The sequence below is a fragment of the Micromonospora sp. SYSU B005 genome (assembly GCF_055362685.1).
In genome coordinates, this window is the sequence record NZ_JAXCFU010000006.1 from 188,374 (window position 1) to 206,434 (window position 18,061).

The window sequence follows — 18,061 nt, forward strand, 5'->3', positions numbered from 1 at the left end:
TAGCATCCTGTTCTACCTTCACCCTTCCGACACATAGACTGCCTGCCGATGGACACACAGGTCGCCGACACGTTGCTGGGCTCGCTGATCGAGGGGCGCTACCGCATTCGCGGGCGCGTCGCCCGTGGCGGCATGGCGACCGTGTACACCGCCACCGACGAGCGCCTGGAGCGCACCGTGGCGGTCAAGATCATTCACCCGACCCAGGCGCCGCAGGCCCGGGCCCGGATGGCCGGCTTCGTCGAACGCTTCACCGACGAGGCGAAGACGATCGCCCGGCTCACCCACCCGAACGTGGTGGCGGTCTACGACCAGGGCATCCACGCCGGCCTGCCGTACCTGGTGATGGAGTACGTCCGCGGCCGCACGCTGCGCGACGTGCTCGCCGAGCGCCGCCGGCTGAACCCGGACGAGGCACTGGCGATCACCGAGCAGATGCTCGCCGCGCTCGCCGCCGCGCACCGGGCCGGCCTGGTGCACCGCGACGTCAAGCCGGAGAACGTGCTGGTCGCCGAGGTGCCCACCGGCGGCAGCCGCAACCTGGTCGACAGCGTGGTCAAGGTGGCCGACTTCGGGCTGGCCCGGGCCGTCGAGGCCAGCGCCGAGGACGAGAACGGCAACCAGCTCATGGCGACCGTGGCGTACGTGGCGCCGGAGCTGGTCACCCAGGGCCACGCGGACCCGCGCACCGACGTCTACTCGGCCGGCATCGTGCTGTTCGAGATGCTCACCGGCCGGGTGCCCTACGACGGCGACCGTCCGGTGGAGGTCGCCTGGCAGCACGTCGACCGGGACGTACCGGCGCCGTCGACGCTGGTGCCGACGCTGCCGCCGGCCCTCGACGCGCTCGTCGCCCGGGCCACCCGGCGGGATCCGGCCGGCCGGCCGACCGACGCCGCCGCGCTGCTGAGCGAGGTGCAGGCGGTCCGCGACCAGCTGGGCGACCCGCACGCGCACACCACCGTGCTGCCGCAGCTCAGCGACGACACCGCGGTGCTGAGCCAGCCGACCCAGATGGTGGCCGCGCTCCAACCGGTCGAGCGCCCGGCGTGGGCCCGGCTGCCCGAGAGCGGCGCCGCGCAGCGCCCGCACCGGCGCCGCGCCGTCGAGGAGGACGTTCCGGGGACCGGGTTCGCCGCCCTGCGTACCCGGATCATGGGCTCGCCGCACGGGCGGCTGGCCGTCGCCGCGGTGGTCGTGGTGCTCGGCCTGGTCGCCGCCGGGGGTGGCTGGTGGTTCGGCGTGGGCCGCTACACGGTCGCGCCGCAGCTGGTGAGCCTGACCAAGGCCGACGCGGAGGCGCGGGCCGAGCGCGGCGGCTTCACGCTGCGGTACGCCGCACCGCGCTACGACGAGAACGTCCCCAAGGACACGGTGCTCGGGCAGGATCCCGGCTCGGCCGCGCGGATCGTCAAGGGCGGCACGATCACGCTGACCCTGTCGCTCGGTCCGGAGCGGCTGCCGGTGCCGGACGTGGTGGGCAAGGACTACGCGCTGGCCCAGGCCGAACTGGAGGGCGTCAACCTGGTCGTGGCCAAGGGCTCCTCCCGGTACGACGACGCCCTGCCGGCGGGTGTGGTGCTGGCCACCGACCCGAAGGTGGGCACAGAGGTCAAGCCCGGGGCGAAGGTGACGGTGATCCTCAGCAAGGGTCGCGCGCCGGTGACGGTGCCCAACCTGGTCGGCAAGAGCCTCACCGAGGCGCGCACCATCCTCGCGCAGCTCGGGCTGAAGCCGGTGGAGAACGTCAAGGACTCCGACAAGCCGAAGGACGAGATCCTCGGCCAGAGCCCGGCCGACGGCACCGGCGTGGAGAAGGGCGCCCAGGTCAAGCTGGAGATCAGCAAGGGCCCGCCGCAGGTGGCCGTGCCCCGGGTGATCGACATGCCGTGCCAGCAGGCCAAGCAGACGCTGGAGAGCCAGGGCTTCCCGGTCAACGTCCAGCTCAACCCGAACGGCATCGTCCGGATCCAGAACCCGGCGGAGAACACGCCGGTGCCGCCGGGTACGACGATCACGGTGACGTGCCTGTGAGCGGATGTGACGGCCGCCGCCGGGTGGGATCGCACACCCCCACCTCCGGCGGCCTGGCCCGGGCGGCTCTGCCGTACGCGGACGCGGCCGGGTCCGAGGTGGTGCAGGTCTACGTCTCGAACTCGCGGGGCTGGGCGCTGCCGGCCGGTGACCCGGCGCAGGACGCGTCGTTCCGCGACGGGTGCGGCGAGCGCGGCCTGCCTGTGTTCATCCACGCGTCGCTGCTGGTGAACCTCGGCTCCCCCACCCCGGCGACTGTGACCCGGTCGGCCGAGACGCTGGCGCACGCGCTGCGGCGGGGCCGGGCGATCGGTGCCGAGGGCGTGGTGTTCCACGCCGGCAGCGCCGTCGACGCCGGTCACGCCGAGGCGGCCCTGCGGCAGGTCCGGGAGGCGCTGCTCCCGCTGCTCGACGAGGTCGCGGCCACCGGCGGGCCGATGCTGCTGGTCGAGCCGAGCGCCGGGGGCGGCCGGTCACTGGCGTCCCGGGTCGAGCACCTCGGCCCCTACCTGGACGCGGTCGACCGGCACCCGATGCTCGGGGTCTGCTTCGACACCTGTCACGCCTGGGCCGCCGGTCACGACCTGGCCGCCGAGGGCGGCATGACCGCCACGCTCGACACGCTGGTCGCGACAGTGGGCGCGGACCGGCTGCGGCTGGTGCACGCGAACGACTCGAAGGACCTGTGCGGTTCCACCCGGGACCGGCACGAGAACATCGGCAAGGGCACCATCGGGGAACCGGCGTTCGCCGAGCTGATGCGGCATCCGGCGACCGCCGGGGTGCCCGTGCTGGTGGAGACCCCCACGGAGAAGCACGTCGGCCACGCCGCCGACATAGCCACCCTGAAGCGCCTCCACCCCTGACGGTCCCTCGGCCCCTCCCCCGCCTCTGCCGGCGGGGCGGGGCGGGCGGGTCAGGCGCGCAGGGCGGTGTTCAGGATGGTGGCGGCGCGGTCGATCTGCGCGTCGGTGACGTCCAGGTGGGTGACGAGCCGGGCGGTACGCGGGCCGAGCACCGAGATCAGCAGCCCTTCCGCCCGCGCGGCCGCCGCCAGCGCGTGCGCGTCGAGCGGGTGCTTGGTCAGGTCCAGCGGCACGATGTTCGTACGCACCGCCGCCGCGAGCACCCCGTGCGGGGCGACCGCCTCGGCCAGCCGGGCCGCCTTCACGTGGTCGTCGGCGAGCCGCTCGACGTGGTGCGCCAGCGCGTACCGGCCGGCGGCGGCCAGGATGCCGACCTGCCGCATGCCGCCGCCCATCCGCTTGCGCAGGAACCGCGCCCGGGCGATCTTCTCCGCGCTACCCACGATCAGCGAGCCGACCGGCGCGCCGAGGCCCTTGGAGAGGCAGACCGAGAGCGTGTCGAACAGCGCGCCGTACTCGGCCAGCGGCACCCCGTCGGCCACATGCGCGTGCCAGATCCGCGCGCCGTCGCAGTGCAGGGCCACCCCGTGCTCGTCGGCGACCTCACGCATCCGCCGCAGCGTCGGCAGCGGGATCACTCCGCCGCCGCCCCGGTTGTGGGTCTGCTCCACGGCGATCGCCCGCGTGGGCACCGCGAAGTAGCCGTCCGGCCGGATCATCCCGGCCACCACGTCGGGGTCCAGCTCCGCGCCCACCGCCTGCCAGGTCCGCGAGGAGATCCCACCGTACGCGGCGGCGGCGCCCACCTCGTACGTGACCACGTGCGCGTCGGCGTCACACAGCAGCTCGTCGCCGGGCGGTACGTGCAGCTGGAGCGCGATCTGGTTGGCCATCGAGCCGCTCGGGGCGAACAGCGCCGCCTCGTGGCCGAACAGCGCGGCCACCTCGGTCTCCAGCGCGGTGACCGTCGGGTCCTCGCCGTAGACGTCGTCGCCCACCTCGGCGGCGGCCATCGCCTCCCGCATCCCCGGCGTCGGCCGGGTCACGGTGTCCGTCCGCAGATCGATCAGATTCCTCGCGTCAGCCACGGAGCATCTCCGCCACCAGGAACGCCAACTCCAGCGACTGCTGCGTATTGAGCCGGGGGTCGCAGGCGGTCTCGTACCGGTCGGGCAGGTCGAGGTCCTCGATGCCCTGGGCGCCGCCGAGACACTCGGTGACGTCCTCGCCGGTCAGCTCGACGTGCAGGCCGCCCGGGTGGGTGTCCAGGCCGCGGTGCACCTCGAAGTAGCCGAGCACCTCGTCGACGATCCGGTCGAAGTGCCGGGTCTTGTAGCCGTTCGAGGACTCGTGCGTGTTGCCGTGCATCGGGTCGCACTGCCAGACGACCTTCGCGCCCGCCGCAGTGACCTTGGCGACGATCGGGGGCAGCGCGTCGCGTACCCGGTGGTTGCCCATCCGGCTGATCAGCGTGAGCCGGCCGGGGATGTTGTCCGGGTTGAGCTTCTCGCAGAGCTCGATCGCCTCGTCCGGGGTGGTCGTCGGGCCGAGCTTGACGCCGATCGGGTTGGCGATGCGGGAGATGAAGTCGATGTGCGCGCCGTCGATCTGCCGGGTCCGCTCACCGATCCAGAGGAAGTGCCCGGACAGGCCGTACGCCTTGCCGTTGGAGATCCGGGTCAGCGCCCGGTCGTACTCCAGCGCCAGGGCCTCGTGCGAGCAGTGCAGCGTGACGGTGCGCAGCGCCTCGTCGTCGGTCATCCCGCAGGCCCGGATGAAGGCCAGAGCCCGGTCGATCTCGCGGGCGATCGCGTCGTAGCGCTCGCCGGCCGGGGACCGCCGCACGAAGTCCTTGTTCCAGTCGTGCACGGCGTGCAGGTCGGCCAGCCCGCCGGCCAGGTACGCGCGGAGCATGTTCATCGCGGCGGCCGAGTTCGCGTACGCCCGGATCATGCGCTGCGGGTCGGCGACCCGCGCCTCCGGCGTGGCCTCCAGGGAATTGATCATGTCGCCGCGGTAGGCGGGCAGCCCCCGGGCGTCGGTCGGCAGGGACCGGGGCTTGGTGTACTGGCCGGCGACCCGGGCGACCTTGACCACAGGCAGCGACGCGCCGTACGTGAGCACGATGGCCATCTGGAGCAGCGTGCGGGCGTTGGCGAGCAGGTGGCTCTCGGTGTTGTCGGCGAAGGTCTCCGCGCAGTCACCGCCCTGGAGCAGGAACGCCTTGCCCTCGCAGACCAGCGCGAGCCGCTGCCGCAACTGGTCGACCTCGTAGGGCGCGACCACCGACGGCACCGTGTCCAGCACCCGGCAGACCTCGGCGACCTGGGCCGGGTCGTCCCACGGCGGGGTCTGCGCGCGCGGCAGCTCCCGCCATCGGTCGAGGCCGAGGGCCGCGTCCTCGGCGGAGTCGGCGGTCGGGCGGCTGGTCTGCAGACCAGGGCTGCCCACGGCGGGGTGACTCAGCTGATGCCACTCATGGCGCATGAAGGAAAGCGTACGGCGACCGTCGCGATCACTCGCCGCCGAGGGGGATGGTTCCGGTCACTGGGAGGGCACCGGCGGGGCCGGCTTCCCCGGTGGCGGCCCGGAGGGGCTGACGTCCGGGTCGACCGGCGCGCCGCCCGGCACCTCGCCGGAGATGCACCAGTCCGCCCCGTTACGGGTGACGGTGAACAGCAACGACCGGGCGGCCTTGCGCGAGCCGGCGGCAACAGTGATCGAGGCGCTGACCTCCTGGCCGTTCGGGCCGGAGCGGACCTCGGTGATCGTCGCCTCGGGCACCGTGAAGTGGTCGGCGAAGTCGCCGTTCGGGCCGGTGGCGGCGGAGTCGAAGGCGGCGTGCATGGGCGCGCAGAGCTGACTGCGGCCGGCGGCGGCGTCGCGGGCGGTGAGCGCGTCCAGGTACGCCTGCACACGTTCGCGGCTCTTGGCCGCCGCCTCCTCGGCCGGCGCCTTCCCGCTGGGCGGGGTGTCTCCGCCGTCCTGGCCGCCCGAGCCGCAGGCGGCCAGCGCCGCGGGCAGGAGTGCGAGGACGGCGAGCCCGGCGAACCGGTCCCGGTGGCTGCGACCCATCTGTCCTCCCGTCGCGTGGACTCGTCGAGCGGCGAGTGTGCCACACCCGGCCCGCGTGGCCGGGTGACTCCCCATCCTGACCCGGATCGGCGCGCTCGGCCAGGACGGCACGCGGGCGGGGAGGGGCCGGTGCGGCCCCTCCCCGCCGGGTGGGTGGTGCGTCGGCACTCGGCTCAGCCGAGACCGCCCTTGATGGCGCCGATCAGCTCACCGTTGCTGGTGTCACCGGAGAGCTCCCAGAAGAACGCGCCACCGAGGCCCTGGCTGTTGGCGTAGCTCATCTTCCCGCCGATGGTCGACGGGGTGTCGTAGCTCCACCAGTTGCTGCCGCACTTGGCGTACGCCGTGCCGCCGACGGTGCCGGTGGCCGGGCAGCTGTTCTTGAGCACCTTGTAGTCCTCGATGCCGGCCTCGTAGGTGCCCGGTGCCGCGCCGGTGGCGCTGCCGCCGGGGGCGGCCTGGGTCACGCCGGTCCAGCCGCGTCCGTAGAACCCGACGCCGAGCAGCAGCTTGCTGGACGGTACGCCCTTGGACTTGAGCTTCTGGATCGCCGCGTCCGACCAGAAGCCCTGCTGCGGGATGCCGGCGTAGGAGTAGAGCGGCGAGTGCGGCGCGGTCGGCCCCTGCGCGTTGAAGGCGCCGAAGTAGTCGTACGTCATCGGCATCAGCCAGTTGAGGTTGTTCGCGGCGCCGGCGTAGTCGGTGGCGTCGATCTTGCCGCCGTTGCTGCCGTCGGCGGTGATCGCCGCGGTGACCAGGAAGCTTGAGCCGAACTTGCTCCGCAGGGCCGAGACCACGTTCTTGAACGCGTTCGGGCCGCTGCTGTCGCACTGGAGGCCGCAGGCGTTCGGGTACTCCCAGTCGACGTCGATGCCGTCGAAGACGTCCGCCCAGCGCGGATCCTTGACCAGCGAGTAGCAGGAGTCGGCGAACGCGGCCGGGTTCTGCGCGGCCTGGGTGAAGCCGCCGGACCAGGTCCAGCCGCCGAAGGACCAGAGCACCTTCAGGTTCGGGTACATCTTCTTCAGCTTGCGCAGCTGGTTGAAGCTGCCGCGCAGCGGCTGGTCCCAGGTGTCGGCGACGCCGTCGACGCTGTCCGCCGCGGTGTACGCCTTCTCGTAGTCGGCGTAGCTGTCCCCGATGCTGCAGCGGCCGCCGGTGGTGTTGCCGAAGGCGTACAGGATGTGGGTCAGCTTGGCGGCCGAGCCGCTCGTGTGGATGTTCTTGACGTGGTAGTTGCGGGCGTAGACGCCCCACTCGGCGAAGTAGCCGACGACCTTCTTGCCGCCGGGCGGCGGCGTGGTGGGCGGCTGTGTGGTCGGCGGGGCGGTCGTCGGCGGGGCGGTCGTGGGCGGCGCGGTGGTGGGCGGCGCGGTGGTGGGCGGCGCCGTGGTGGGCGCGGTGGTCGTCGGCGTGCCGCCGCCGGTGCAGGAGCCGCCGTTGATCGTGCAGCTCACCGGCGCCTTGTACGCGCCGGTGCCGTTGTAGCCCCAGCTGAAGCTGGCGCCGGGGGCGAGCGTCGACGCCCAGCTCTTGTTGACCGCGACGTAGCGGTCACCGCTGCGGGTGATGTCGGCGTCCCAGGAGCTGCTGATCGAGGTGCCGGAGGGCAGCGTGAACTCGATGCGCCAGCCGTTGACGGTGGAGCTGGTGCCGTTGGTGACTGTCACCCGTCCCTCGTGGCCGGTCCCCCAGTCCTGCACCTTGGCGAACGTGGCGGTGACGCTGCCGGCGGCCGACGCGGTGGTCATGGGCACCGCGGCGACCGCGAGCGCGACCACGGCGCCGGTGGCCCACAGGGCCCGGCGGAGCGATCTCTTCATACGGCGTCCCTCCAATAGTTAGGAAACTTTCCAAATTGATTGCTGAGACGCTACTCACGCCGTCACCACTTAGTCAAGATGTCGATGCATCGATTTCACGGGTGGCGCGGGACGCTGGGCGCCAGGGCCCGTAGCCTCGTTCCATGACCGTTTTCGACGTCCAGATCGACGCCCTCACCGGCGGCCCGGCCGACCTCGGCGGCTACCGCGGCCGCGCCCTGCTCGTGGTCAACGTGGCCTCCCGCTGCGGCCTCACCCCGCAGTACGCGGGCCTTCAGGAACTCGCCGACACGTACGCCGGACGCGGGCTGACCGTGCTCGGCGTGCCGTGCAACCAGTTCGCCGGCCAGGAGCCGGGCAGCGCCGCCGAGATCGAGGAGTTCTGCCAGGTCAACTACGGCGTGACGTTTCCGCTGACGGAGAAGGTCGACGTCAACGGGCCGGACCGGCACCCGCTCTACGCGGAGTTGGTGTCCACGCCGGACGCCGAGGGGCACACCGGCGACGTGCGCTGGAACTTCGAGAAGTTCCTCGTCGCGCCGGACGGCACGGTGGCCGCCCGGTTCGGCCCGCAGGTCACGCCCGAGGATCCTGAGCTGCGCGCGGCGATCGAGAAGGTCCTGCCGGCCTGACGGGCACACCGCCGCCGGGCACGGCGAAGCGGCACGCCCCCGCGGGGAGGCGTGCCGCTGCCGCGGACCGGGTCAGCCGGCGGCGGACCGGAAGACCGGGTAGTAGCCGCCCGACTGCCCCGCGGCCGTCGGGTGGTACGACTTGCTCAGGCTCAGCACGTTCAGGGCGTGCAGCCACTTGGTCCCGCCGCTGCACAGCTGGTGGCCGACGAAGATGGAGCGGACGTCGGCGAATTTGAAGCCGGCCGAGACGGCGGCCGTACGGGTGATGTCGTCGAGCAGGTTGATGCCTTCGTTGATCTTCGCCCGGGACGTCGCGCTGAGTCCGACGCAGGTGGTACCGAGCTGGTAGAAGACCGGGTAGCCGACCACCACGACGCGGGCCGAGGGCGAGCGGCTCTTGATGCCGTTGTAGACGTTGGCGAGGCGGCCCGGCATCGAGGTGCGGGCCACGTTCATGGCGGACTGCACGGCCGCCACGCACTGGGTCTCTCCCTGGAGCACGCAGGTGCTCATGATGTTGGCGAAGCCGACGTCGTTGCCGCCCACCGTGACGCTGACCAGCGTCGTGGTGGAGGAGAGCGCGGAGAGCTGGCTGTTGATGACGTCCGCCGTGGTGGCGCCGGAGCAGGCGACCGAACGGTACGACGCCGGCTTGATGTTGGTGTTGTAGAGCGCCGGGTAGGCGTTCGTACTGCGTAGACAGTTGCCGCTCTCGGACGTGTAGCTGTCGGCGCCGACGCCGGAGGCGTACGAGTCGCCGAGCGCGACGTAGCGGTCGGACGGGGCCGCCTGGGCGGGGGCGGCCAGAGACAGAGTGACCCCGACCGAGGCGGCCAGGGTCAGGGCGAGGGTGGCAAGACGGGATCTCCGCACGTCGCACTCCTGGGGGCGTGAAGTGGTGGTGAGAGATAGATATCAATAAGATCACAGCGCATGGAAGATCACCGATTTGCAGTTCAGCGCGCATAGCGACTTACGCCTACAAATCGTTGCCGGTTTCGCGGACCGGGATGAAGGATTGTTCCGCCGGGAACGTCAGGCGCATCGCCGGGTCGGCGGTCTCCCGGAAGCCCAGGGCACGGTAGAGCGGGCGACCGGCCGCCGAGGCCCGCAGATCGACCCGGCGCACACCCCGGTCCCGGAACCAGGCCAGCAGCGCGGTCAGGCAGGCTCGGCTGTGGCCGCGCCGCCGGTACGCCGGGTCGGTGCTGACGTTGAAGACGCCAACGACCCGCTCACCGGCCAGCGTGAGTCCACGCAACCGGACCAGTTCGTCGACATCCGACGGCAGCGCCCCTCGCGCGTCACCCACAGCGCGGGGTCAGACCAGACGGCGATCGGCGAAACCACATTCGACCCGGTGGCACCACGTGATGTCGGTATCCCCCCAGCTAGACCAGAGCACCGCCCGGGCAATATCCGGCACGGACCCCGGCGTCGCCGCTACCTAGACGTCGTCGACTCGCATGGCTTGATGGCCCGCTGGTCGAATCCCGAGAAATCAAGATCGCGAGGGCAGCGGAGGGCGCACGTCCCGGCCTAGGATCGAACGGCGCAATTCCTGAACTACAGCGCAGGATCGCAGAGGCACGAGAGGTGGAGAGCCGGATGTACGACCACCGCTTCACTCCCATCTTCAACGACTGCATCCAGCGCTACATGTCGCGGCCGGAGATTCTCGCCGCGCTATCACAGACATTGACTGAGCTCTCGGTGAGACCGTTCGGCAACCCACGACTTCAGACCCACGCCGTACGCAAAGCACAGCCGGAGACGTTCACGTCGTATGTCACCAATCAGGGGCACCGGCTGATCTGGCGGCGGGTCGGGAACGTGATCGTGCTGCTGCTCTTCGGCGAACATGATGCCGTCTACCGCCGCGCCGAGCGGCTGCGACTTGAGATCGACGACACGCAGAACGTGCTGCGGGTAATCGACGAGGACCCGGAGACTGGGCGCGGCGTGCCGTACACCAAGCGCCGGGCCGAGGAGGGGCGCCTCTTCATGGCCTGGAACGACGTCGAACTTGCCGCCTTCGGCTTCCAACCGCAAGAAATCAAGGTGCTTCGCCGGCTCAACGCCGATTCCGACCTGACGTCCCTTGACGCGCACATGCGACAGCACGCATGGCAGACAGCGATGAACCTGGCGATGTACGGCGACCCGGACGGCGAGCCGACCACGCCGATGGTCGAGGACGAGCCGGCTCTCGTGACCGAGCCGAGCGCCCCACTGGACGAGCAACTCTCTGAGGCGCTGAGCACTCCACAGACCAGCCCCGAGTTCGTCCCGATTCCTGCAGACCGGCTCGCCGAATGGCTGGCCAAGCCGATCGAAGACTGGATGGTCTACCTCGACCCGGCCCAGCAGGATCTGGTCCACCGGACGTACAGCGGGCCGGCCCGGATCCGTGGCGGTGCGGGGACCGGAAAGACGGTCGTCGCCCTGCACCGGGCCCGGGCCCTGGCCCGGCTGGGCAGGAAGGTCCTGATGACCACGTACGTGCGAAACCTGCCCGAGGTCTACCAGCAGATCTTCGCTCGGTTCGCGCCCGCCGAGCGCGAGTTGGTGGAGTTCGCCAATGTGCACCGCTGGGCGCTGCAATATGTGCATCGGCATGGCGCGTCGATGAGAGTCGACCCGCGCGAAGCTGACAAGGCCTGGCGTGGCGCGTTCAGCCGTGTGGTCACCACGGCCAGTCCGCTCAAGAAGGCGGGGCTCAGCTCCGCGTACCTGCGGGAAGAGGTGGACTGGGTCATTCGTGGCCGGGCGCTGTCCGACCTGGACACGTACCTCGCCTTGGATCGCACCGGGCGCGGGACCCGGCTGTCCAGCGAGCTCCGTGCCGACGTATGGCAGCTGGCTACGGAGTACGCAACGGAGTTGAGCAACCGTGGGGTCGCCGACTTTACGGACGTGCTCCTCCGGGCTCATGAGGTCGCCAGGAACAGCCCGCCCGAATATGACGCGGTGATCATCGATGAGGCCCAGGATCTGACTGATGCCGCCTTGCGTCTCCTCTACGCGCTGGTGGGCGACCGGCCCAACGGCCTTCTGTTAGTAGGTGACGGACAGCAGTCGATCTACCCCGGCGGCTTCAACCTGGCATCCGTTGGCGTCCAGGTACGTGGGCGTTCCCACGTCTTGACGCACAATTATCGCAACACGCGACAGGTGTACGAGGTCGCTCAGGCGATCGTGGACAGCCATCCGTTCGACGACGGCGGCGACCGGCCTGAGCCAGGACTTCGCGCAGTCGAAGTGTCCCGCACTGGCGCTCCACCGGTCTTCTCAGCCAACCAGACCGAGGAGGACCACGATCTGGCCCTCGCCGCAGCGATCGATTCCGTAATCGCGGATGGCACCGGAATCGGTGACCTCGCTGTCCTCGTTCCGACTCATGCGCTCGCACGCCACTACACGGATCTGATCGACTCGATGGGACTGCCGACCCAACGGCTGGAGGACTACGACGGCAACCCCACCACGCTCGTCAAGGTCGGCACCTACCAACGGGCAAAGGGACTCGAATTCAAGCAGGTCTTCCTCCCTCGGCTCGACGCTGACGGGCTTTCGGAGCGCCTGTCCCGTGGCGAAGACTCCGACACACACGCGGGAAGGATTGACCTGATGCGGCGCCAACTGTTCGTGGCGATGACCCGGGCCCGCGACGGACTCTGGCTCGGCTGGGTCGGAGCACCTAGCTCGTTGCTACCACCGTCCTTGACGGGCAGGTAGGCAGCGCCTGCTCGCGATGGCATCACGATCGCCGAGGATCAGCAGGCTCAAGCGGGACCCCGCAACGGCCTACGACGGAAGCGCGAGAGCTCCACGACGCACCCGCTCGGCGAAGCGTTCGGTACGCACCAGATCGCTCAGCAGCGCACCCGCCCGCTCCGCTTCCGCCTCCTTCTGCGCCGCGATCACCACGGAAAGCAACTCGCGGAAGTGATGCTCAGAGTCCAGGGGGTTCCAGACCACGTCGAGGATCTTGTCGCACGCGTCTTTCCCCGCAGACCCGTGAGGCCAGGGCCCGGTGCCGACCAGTCGAGCTTTCAACGCGGCGAGCAGATGATGGCGTGCTGCGCGGTAGCCCCAGAATGCCCGCTTGTTCCGGAACAGCCACTCAAGTCGATAGAAGGCGGCGGCGGTCGTGTAGTACATGCGGGGGTCTTGGTTGGGCTGGAAGAGCATTTTCTCGTGCTTGCTCTTCAGTCGTGCGTATCGACCTGTGCCCGCAGGCTCGTCAAGAACCATCGCCGCGTACGCCTTCGTCAACTGGGGGCGTGTGATGATCCGGGTCCGCTCGACGCTGGCCTCGCCGCTGAACTGACGGGAACGTCGTTCGTAGTACAGCCGGCGTGGCTCGGATTGGGCGGCGAAGAAGTCCTCGAGCTTCTTGTGGAACGACTCGCGGGCCGCGAGATCGTCCTCGCTGACTGCGGTTTGTCGGTTGGTGGCTGCGATGATTCCGCCGATCACGTCCTCATCGTTGGATTGAATCAACCGGACGTTGACGTACACCCCCTCTGACAGGCTCTCCCGCTGGTCGAACAAAACGTGGCAGGTTTGGCACCCGTTGACAATCTGAAAGTCGCGGATGTGGACCTCTTCGCCTGCCGTCGTCATCTCTCTCGCGACGATCGTGATCCCGTTGTTCAGTACCGCGAAGCGACCACGACGATCTGCGTCTTGAAGAGTTCGACGAATCTCGGAGTTGACCGAGTTGTAACCTTGGAAGTCGCGAACGTTCTCGTAGAACAGAATCTTACGAATCCCGCCGTGAGGGTCGGTCAGGACCTTCTCGACCAACTTCCGAGCGTCGAGCAAGCCAAGAAATGCCTGGTCGACGCCGGGGATCTTCGGTAGCGGGATTCGCCTCGACATGTTGAAGCTCGCGCCGACCGCCTCCGACGCCTTTCGGTAGAGGTCTCGCAGTTGGTCGGCACCGACCGCACGGAAATCTACGTCCTCAAATATGTTGAGCTCGCGTAGCCGCTTCGCCGCGGCGAGCCGCTTCTCGTCGAGCAGGTTGTCGCCGGGACGGCCGGTGGTGACATAGTGAACGGAAAGCTTCGGCAGATTCTTCCTGAACTTACTCACGTCCTCGTACACCGCGTCACGGCAGGCCCGCAGATTGGCAACGTCCTCCGACCGCTTGTAGGTCATCGGCTCGCGTCGGAAGATCTGGACAAGGTTGTCGGCGAGGTCGGTGAAGACCTTCGTCTCGAACTTCTCGCTGCGCTTGGCCTGAATAATGACGAAGTGGACGTCCAGTTGCTTGGCCTTCCGTACCGCTTCGCGGAGCTCGTCAGCATCACCGAAGAGGTCGCCGTTGACGACCACTGCGGCAACGTCGATGCCGAGGTCGTCGCCACCGCCCATGCGGAACTGGTCAGGGTTGAAGTTGTCCTCGTGATAGCTGCTCAACACGCAATAGCCGGCGAACGCTTCGAACGCCTCGGCATCGTTGAGCGCAGTCAGCTCCTGGTCCTCCTGGAACTTCTTGGTCCATCCCTCGAGGATGATGTCCACAGAACCTCCCGACACCTCGGTAACCGACTGCGAAGTCACCCTAGCGAAGAGCAACGCTCTATGCAGGACCCGAATGGGCGATCTCGTGTGCCAGCACGCGGATCCGCGCGAGAAGCTCCACCGGTTCGACGCCGAGGTCCAGCGCGTGGCAGACGATGTCTATACCAGCGTTGCTGACGACATGCCGGACTGGCGGATGCTCGCCCGACGGATAAACCAGGTGTCCACGCGGCTGTCGATAGGCGACGCAGTAGGCGAGCATCTGGTAAGCATCCTCGCGGGCCGCGTCGGCCTTGTACTTCGCGTCCACCACCGCGCCGACATCGCCCGTACTGTCTCGCCACAGGATGTCCGGTCTCAGCTCCAAGCGGCGCCGACCGTCGAGGTGGTGGCGGGCTTGAAGCACAACCTTGCCACCATGCGCCGACTCGATGGCCGCGCGGAGCGCGATGGAGAGGAAGTCCTCATACACGCGCCACATGTCGAGCAGGAAGGCATTGGCGAGGACGCCACCCCGGCCCGCCTCGATGGAGGCGCCGGCGAGCACCAGCTCGGCGAGCCGAAGCGCAATACGCAGCCGCTCGTTGAGCCGGCTCGGATGCCAGGTCGGCGCGGGCTCCCCCGGCTGCAGCCGGGCGACCTCGGCGAACCGCGCGGCCAGATGGCGAAGCATCCGCCGGGATCCGGCATCGATTCCGGGTACGCGCAACATCCGGTCAAGGGCGGTGGCGAGGATGCGATTCTCCGGGATGTCGACCGTGTAATCGTCGTGGCGGATTTCCAGAGGCAGTGCCAGACCCGCTCGTCGGCTCAGTTGCGCGGTCTCGCGGAGCCGGCCGCGAAGTACCGGCGAGGTTTCGTCGACCGACCGGTAGCCCTGCAGCAGCCCTTGGCGGAGACCGCGGTTGGTTTGCCGCCACAACGCGGCGGCAAGCGCCGGCACCAGGCCAGCATGTTCGGTGAGCGGCACGCTCTCCTCAAGCCAACCCTTCGGATTGCGGGCATAGCCGACGAGGAAGAGCAGTCGCGCAATCGGCACCTTCGGCTCGATGTGTAGTTCCACGCCGCCGATACGGGCCGCGCCGACCTTCCTGCCGGCGCGCACGCTCCACACTCCGGCGGCCGGACCGGGGCGCACGTCGACGATCTCGGACACGGCGAGTCGACGCGCGTCGTCGGCGCCGAGGTGCACCTGCACCGGAGGTCCGGCCTCGCGTACCCGGATCGCGGTCATGGCTGGTGCGGCAGCGACTGGCGCAGCGCGCCGAGGCCATACTGCTGCTCGACATCGATGTCGTCGGCGTAGTGGTGCTCGACGAGCAGCGGCAAGATGTCGTGCCGCCATACCCGGTCAAGCCCGTGCGCCTTGGCGTGGACCGACTCCCGCATGAAATACGACGGTCCGATCGCGTAGTCGGCGTCGGCAAGCCGGCCGTTGAGCGCGTCGAGCAGTTCGGGCGCGTCCGACGTGAAGCCCTCTCGGTCCAGCCAACGGCGCAGCAGCCCGGAGACCGGCGGTTTCGCCGGGTGCAGCTCGACGAACGCGAATCGCCGACGCATCGCCGCGTCGACCAGGGCGATGGACCGGTCGGCGGTGTTCATGGTGCCGATGACGTAAAGGTTCGTCGGCAGGGTGAAGTCCTCGGCCGAGTACTGCAGTCGGATGCGCTGGTCGCGATACTCGAGCAGGAAGTACAGCTCACCGAAGATCTTCGCCAGATTACCCCGGTTGATCTCGTCGATGATCAGGATGTACGCGGTGGAGGGGTGCTCCCGGGCATCGTCGGCGAGCTGGCGCAGCGGGCCGGAGGTGAGCTTGAAGCGCAGCGTCCCCTCGTCGCCGCTCTCCGGCCGGAAGCCTTCGAAGAAGTCCTCGTAGGTGTAGGAGGGGTGAAACTGGATCAGCTTCACCGCGTGCGGCTCGGTCAGCCGGGTTGCCAACTTCTGGGCCAGGTATGTCTTGCCGGTGCCCGGCGGGCCGTACAGGATCACCTGCCGCCGCTCGGCGAGCAGGTCGCGCAGGTCGGTCAGCCAGTCAAGATCGGTAAGCAGATCGACGGCCGCCCGCGCGGTCACCTCGGCAAGGCGCGCCTCGGGGACCGGCTCGACCACGGGTTGCTCGGGCATCAGTTCGGCGTAGAGCCGCTCGAGAGCGTCGAGCGCGTCGGTGAGGTCGATCAGGTCGTCCTGGCTCTGGGTCAGGGTAGGCAGTGGACCGGTCAGGTCGGTCAGATCACGGGGCGATCCGACGTTGAGCCACCGCGCTGGCCGGCGCAGGTTGGATCGCCGGTCCGGTGACTCCACAAAGTAGGCCGGTCCGTCGATCTGGCCCAGATACACCGCGCCCCGATGCATGGTCATCAGGTAGTCACCCGGGCGCATCTTGCGCAGGAACGCGTTGAAGTAGCCGAGCAACTTCTCCCGCACCGAGTAGCTCTTGTGCCGGTATTCCTCCTCGACGATCTGCTGGAGACGTTGTGGCTCGATCTCCTCGTCCAGCTCCGGCAGCTGCGACGCCGCGAGCGACACCCATCCATGCGCCAGCCACTCCGGCACGAGGTCGACGCCGTCGACGTTCGACCCGCGCACCAGCCAGGCCCGCCGAGCCGCAACCTCCGGCGGGACCGCCTCAGCCTCAGCCAGCCGCTCTCGAAGGAAGTCCACGGTGATCTGCTGCTCTGGGTTGGCGTGCCGGCCCTCGAATTCGATGCCCTCCTCGATCAACTGCCCGCGGACGTCGCCGCCCCGGTACTTGAAGTGCTGGTGCATCGCCGGGGGAACCTGGCCGTCGGCTTGAAGCACTCGGTGCGAGTTCTCTACAAAGGTCTCTGCGAGCAGGTAAGCGATCTCATCAGCTGTGCCCTCGAGCAAATCGGCAATGTCTTCATACGAAGTCCACGACCCGCCGGGTACGAGTTCCAGGACACTTGCGATCGTGTTCAGCCTGTTCTCGTACTTCCTGCGGGCCTCCTTCCGGCGGCGGTAAATATCGCGGCAATGCGTACCGATGTAGGTGTACAGCTTTTCGGTCTGGTCACCAAAGACTTCAAGGGCGGTACGGCCCGGGGGCGTGATCCACCAGTAGTTGTCGCGCTTCACCATCAAACCAGCGGTCGCGGCGTCGCCGGTCTTGAACCGAATGCCGACCACCCAGGCCGGCACGCCACTCTTGTGTGGCCGCATCTCCGCCTCACTCAGGTCGATGCGTTTCGCGACCTCATCAAGCACTTCCTTGCCGTGCATCCGCCTGCCGCTGTCGCGTAGCACCTCCAGCGCGGTGCGCACCAACAACCCGTACCGGACACCCTCGGACATCAGCCTGACCTTTCGGACGTAGCGACCGGCGATCAGGACAGCCTACGGTCGGTGGACATGACGGAGCTACGGGTGCTCGGCGTGGACGCCTGCAAAGACGGCTGGGTGGCCGTCGAGCTGCATGACGAGCTTTTCGCGGAAGCACACATCGCCTCCAACCTGACGGCGCTGCTTGCCGAGCGTGAGAACGTGGAGGTGGTGGGTCTCGACATGCCGCTGGGACTGGCGGAGTCCGGGTGGCGCCAAGCCGACATCGCCGCGGCTGCCGCTCTCGGTGCGGCACGAAGCACCGTGTTCCGAGTGCCTCCACGACCGGTTTGGCTCGAGGAGGAGTACGAGTCGGCGGTAAAGCGCTACCGCGAAATCACGGGACAGGGCTTCAGCAAGCAGACATGGGCACTGCGCACCAAGTTGCTGGAGGCCAACGCCTACCGGGACCAGGACCGGGACCGGGTCTACGAGGTGCATCCCGAGGTGTCGTTCCGCGGCATCACCCAAGGCCTGCCCCTGGCGCCGAAGAAGACATGGCAGGGCCAGATGCAGCGACGCGACCTGCTCCTGGGGGTCGGTATCGCCATTCCGGCAGACCTCGGAGCAGCGGGGCGAGCGGCACCGGATGACGTGTTGGACGCCGCTGCCGCAGCCTGGAGCGCTCACCGCATCGCCACAGGTCATGCCATCCGCTACCCCGACCCGCCCGAGGAGCATGCAGCCGGAGGCACCATCGCCATCTGGTGCTGAGGATTCTGGCGGCTGGTCAGCGTCCGCCGGCCAAAAG

At 69.0% G+C, this 18,061-nt stretch carries 14 protein-coding genes; 5 read left to right on the forward strand and 9 right to left on the reverse strand.

What is annotated here, in order from left to right; all coding sequences use genetic code 11:
* Positions 1 to 48: 48 nt before the first annotated feature.
* Positions 49 to 2,034 (forward strand): Stk1 family PASTA domain-containing Ser/Thr kinase, encoded by a 1,986-nt coding sequence (pknB, locus tag SM452_RS16390; protein WP_463840207.1) that lies wholly within the window; start codon positions 49 to 51, stop codon positions 2,032 to 2,034.
* Positions 2,031 to 2,900, forward strand: a complete 870-nt coding sequence (locus SM452_RS16395) for a deoxyribonuclease IV (protein WP_209310332.1) — start codon at positions 2,031 to 2,033, stop codon at positions 2,898 to 2,900. The genes pknB and SM452_RS16395 overlap by 4 nt, the downstream gene beginning before the upstream one ends.
* A 50-nt stretch (positions 2,901 to 2,950) precedes the next feature.
* On the opposite strand, the gene SM452_RS16400 is transcribed toward SM452_RS16395, so the two are convergent.
* The 4 genes from SM452_RS16400 to SM452_RS16415 form a co-directional block, all read right to left on the reverse strand.
* The gene (locus SM452_RS16400; RefSeq protein ID WP_463840268.1) at positions 2,951 to 3,970 is read right to left on the reverse strand and encodes a threonine aldolase family protein; all 1,020 of its coding nucleotides are present in this window, start codon (positions 3,968 to 3,970) and stop codon (positions 2,951 to 2,953) included.
* 10 nt (positions 3,971 to 3,980) lie between these two features.
* The gene (locus SM452_RS16405) at positions 3,981 to 5,387 is read right to left on the reverse strand and encodes a class II 3-deoxy-7-phosphoheptulonate synthase (RefSeq protein ID WP_013475760.1); all 1,407 of its coding nucleotides are present in this window, start codon (positions 5,385 to 5,387) and stop codon (positions 3,981 to 3,983) included.
* A 57-nt stretch (positions 5,388 to 5,444) separates the two neighbouring features.
* Positions 5,445 to 5,975, reverse strand: a complete 531-nt coding sequence (locus SM452_RS16410; RefSeq protein ID WP_355511635.1) for a hypothetical protein — start codon at positions 5,973 to 5,975, stop codon at positions 5,445 to 5,447.
* A gap of 173 nt (positions 5,976 to 6,148) precedes the next feature.
* Entirely contained in the window at positions 6,149 to 7,798 is a 1,650-nt protein-coding gene (locus tag SM452_RS16415; RefSeq protein ID WP_135241313.1) for a glycosyl hydrolase family 18 protein, read from the reverse strand.
* Between the two features lie 143 nt (positions 7,799 to 7,941).
* On the opposite strand from SM452_RS16415, the gene SM452_RS16420 reads away from it, so the two are divergent.
* Positions 7,942 to 8,430 (forward strand): glutathione peroxidase, encoded by a 489-nt coding sequence (locus tag SM452_RS16420; protein ID WP_366625645.1) that lies wholly within the window; start codon positions 7,942 to 7,944, stop codon positions 8,428 to 8,430.
* 72 nt (positions 8,431 to 8,502) lie between these two features.
* Here SM452_RS16420 and SM452_RS16425 read toward each other — a convergent pair whose 3' ends face one another.
* Together SM452_RS16425 and SM452_RS16430 are read right to left on the reverse strand one after the other, a co-directional pair.
* A complete protein-coding gene (locus SM452_RS16425) occupies positions 8,503 to 9,306 on the reverse strand; it encodes an SGNH/GDSL hydrolase family protein (RefSeq protein WP_262013278.1) in 804 nt (267 codons plus the stop codon).
* Between the two features lie 106 nt (positions 9,307 to 9,412).
* Positions 9,413 to 9,745, reverse strand: coding sequence for a GNAT family N-acetyltransferase (locus SM452_RS16430; protein ID WP_463840208.1), 333 nt, complete (start codon positions 9,743 to 9,745; stop codon positions 9,413 to 9,415).
* A gap of 296 nt (positions 9,746 to 10,041) precedes the next feature.
* Between SM452_RS16430 and SM452_RS16435 the strand changes: the two genes are divergently transcribed.
* Complete coding sequence (locus SM452_RS16435; RefSeq protein ID WP_463840209.1) at positions 10,042 to 12,171, forward strand: UvrD-helicase domain-containing protein; 2,130 nt, start codon at positions 10,042 to 10,044, stop codon at positions 12,169 to 12,171.
* Between the two features lie 69 nt (positions 12,172 to 12,240).
* Here the strand turns inward: SM452_RS16435 and SM452_RS16440 are convergent, their stop codons facing one another.
* From SM452_RS16440 to SM452_RS16450, 3 genes are read right to left on the reverse strand one after another with little or no spacing between them, the layout of a single operon-like run.
* A complete protein-coding gene (locus tag SM452_RS16440; RefSeq protein WP_463840210.1) occupies positions 12,241 to 13,968 on the reverse strand; it encodes an AIPR family protein in 1,728 nt (575 codons plus the stop codon).
* Between the two features lie 58 nt (positions 13,969 to 14,026).
* Positions 14,027 to 15,202, reverse strand: a complete 1,176-nt coding sequence (locus tag SM452_RS16445; RefSeq protein WP_463840211.1) for an McrC family protein — start codon at positions 15,200 to 15,202, stop codon at positions 14,027 to 14,029.
* Positions 15,199 to 17,283, reverse strand: coding sequence for an AAA family ATPase (locus SM452_RS16450; protein ID WP_463840212.1), 2,085 nt, complete (start codon positions 17,281 to 17,283; stop codon positions 15,199 to 15,201). Before SM452_RS16450 ends, SM452_RS16445 begins: the two co-directional genes overlap by 4 nt.
* Before the next feature lie 57 nt (positions 17,284 to 17,340).
* On the opposite strand from SM452_RS16450, the gene SM452_RS16455 reads away from it, so the two are divergent.
* A complete protein-coding gene (locus SM452_RS16455; protein ID WP_463840269.1) occupies positions 17,341 to 18,024 on the forward strand; it encodes a DUF429 domain-containing protein in 684 nt (227 codons plus the stop codon).
* Positions 18,025 to 18,061 lie beyond the last annotated feature (37 nt).

Bases quoted from the DNA above. Each gene is read 5' to 3' on its own strand.
- SM452_RS16420 (WP_366625645.1), top strand. From the start codon at position 7,942: ATGACCGTTTTCGACGTCCAGATCGACGCCCTCACCGGCGGCCCGGCC.
- pknB (WP_463840207.1), top strand. From the start codon at position 49: ATGGACACACAGGTCGCCGACACGTTGCTGGGCTCGCTGATCGAGGGG.
- SM452_RS16410 (WP_355511635.1), bottom strand. From the start codon at position 5,975: ATGGGTCGCAGCCACCGGGACCGGTTCGCCGGGCTCGCCGTCCTCGCA.
- SM452_RS16415 (WP_135241313.1), bottom strand. From the start codon at position 7,798: ATGAAGAGATCGCTCCGCCGGGCCCTGTGGGCCACCGGCGCCGTGGTC.
- SM452_RS16405 (WP_013475760.1), bottom strand. From the start codon at position 5,387: ATGCGCCATGAGTGGCATCAGCTGAGTCACCCCGCCGTGGGCAGCCCT.
- SM452_RS16435 (WP_463840209.1), top strand. From the start codon at position 10,042: ATGTACGACCACCGCTTCACTCCCATCTTCAACGACTGCATCCAGCGC.
- SM452_RS16445 (WP_463840211.1), bottom strand. From the start codon at position 15,202: ATGACCGCGATCCGGGTACGCGAGGCCGGACCTCCGGTGCAGGTGCAC.
- SM452_RS16455 (WP_463840269.1), top strand. From the start codon at position 17,341: ATGACGGAGCTACGGGTGCTCGGCGTGGACGCCTGCAAAGACGGCTGG.
- SM452_RS16450 (WP_463840212.1), bottom strand. From the start codon at position 17,283: ATGTCCGAGGGTGTCCGGTACGGGTTGTTGGTGCGCACCGCGCTGGAG.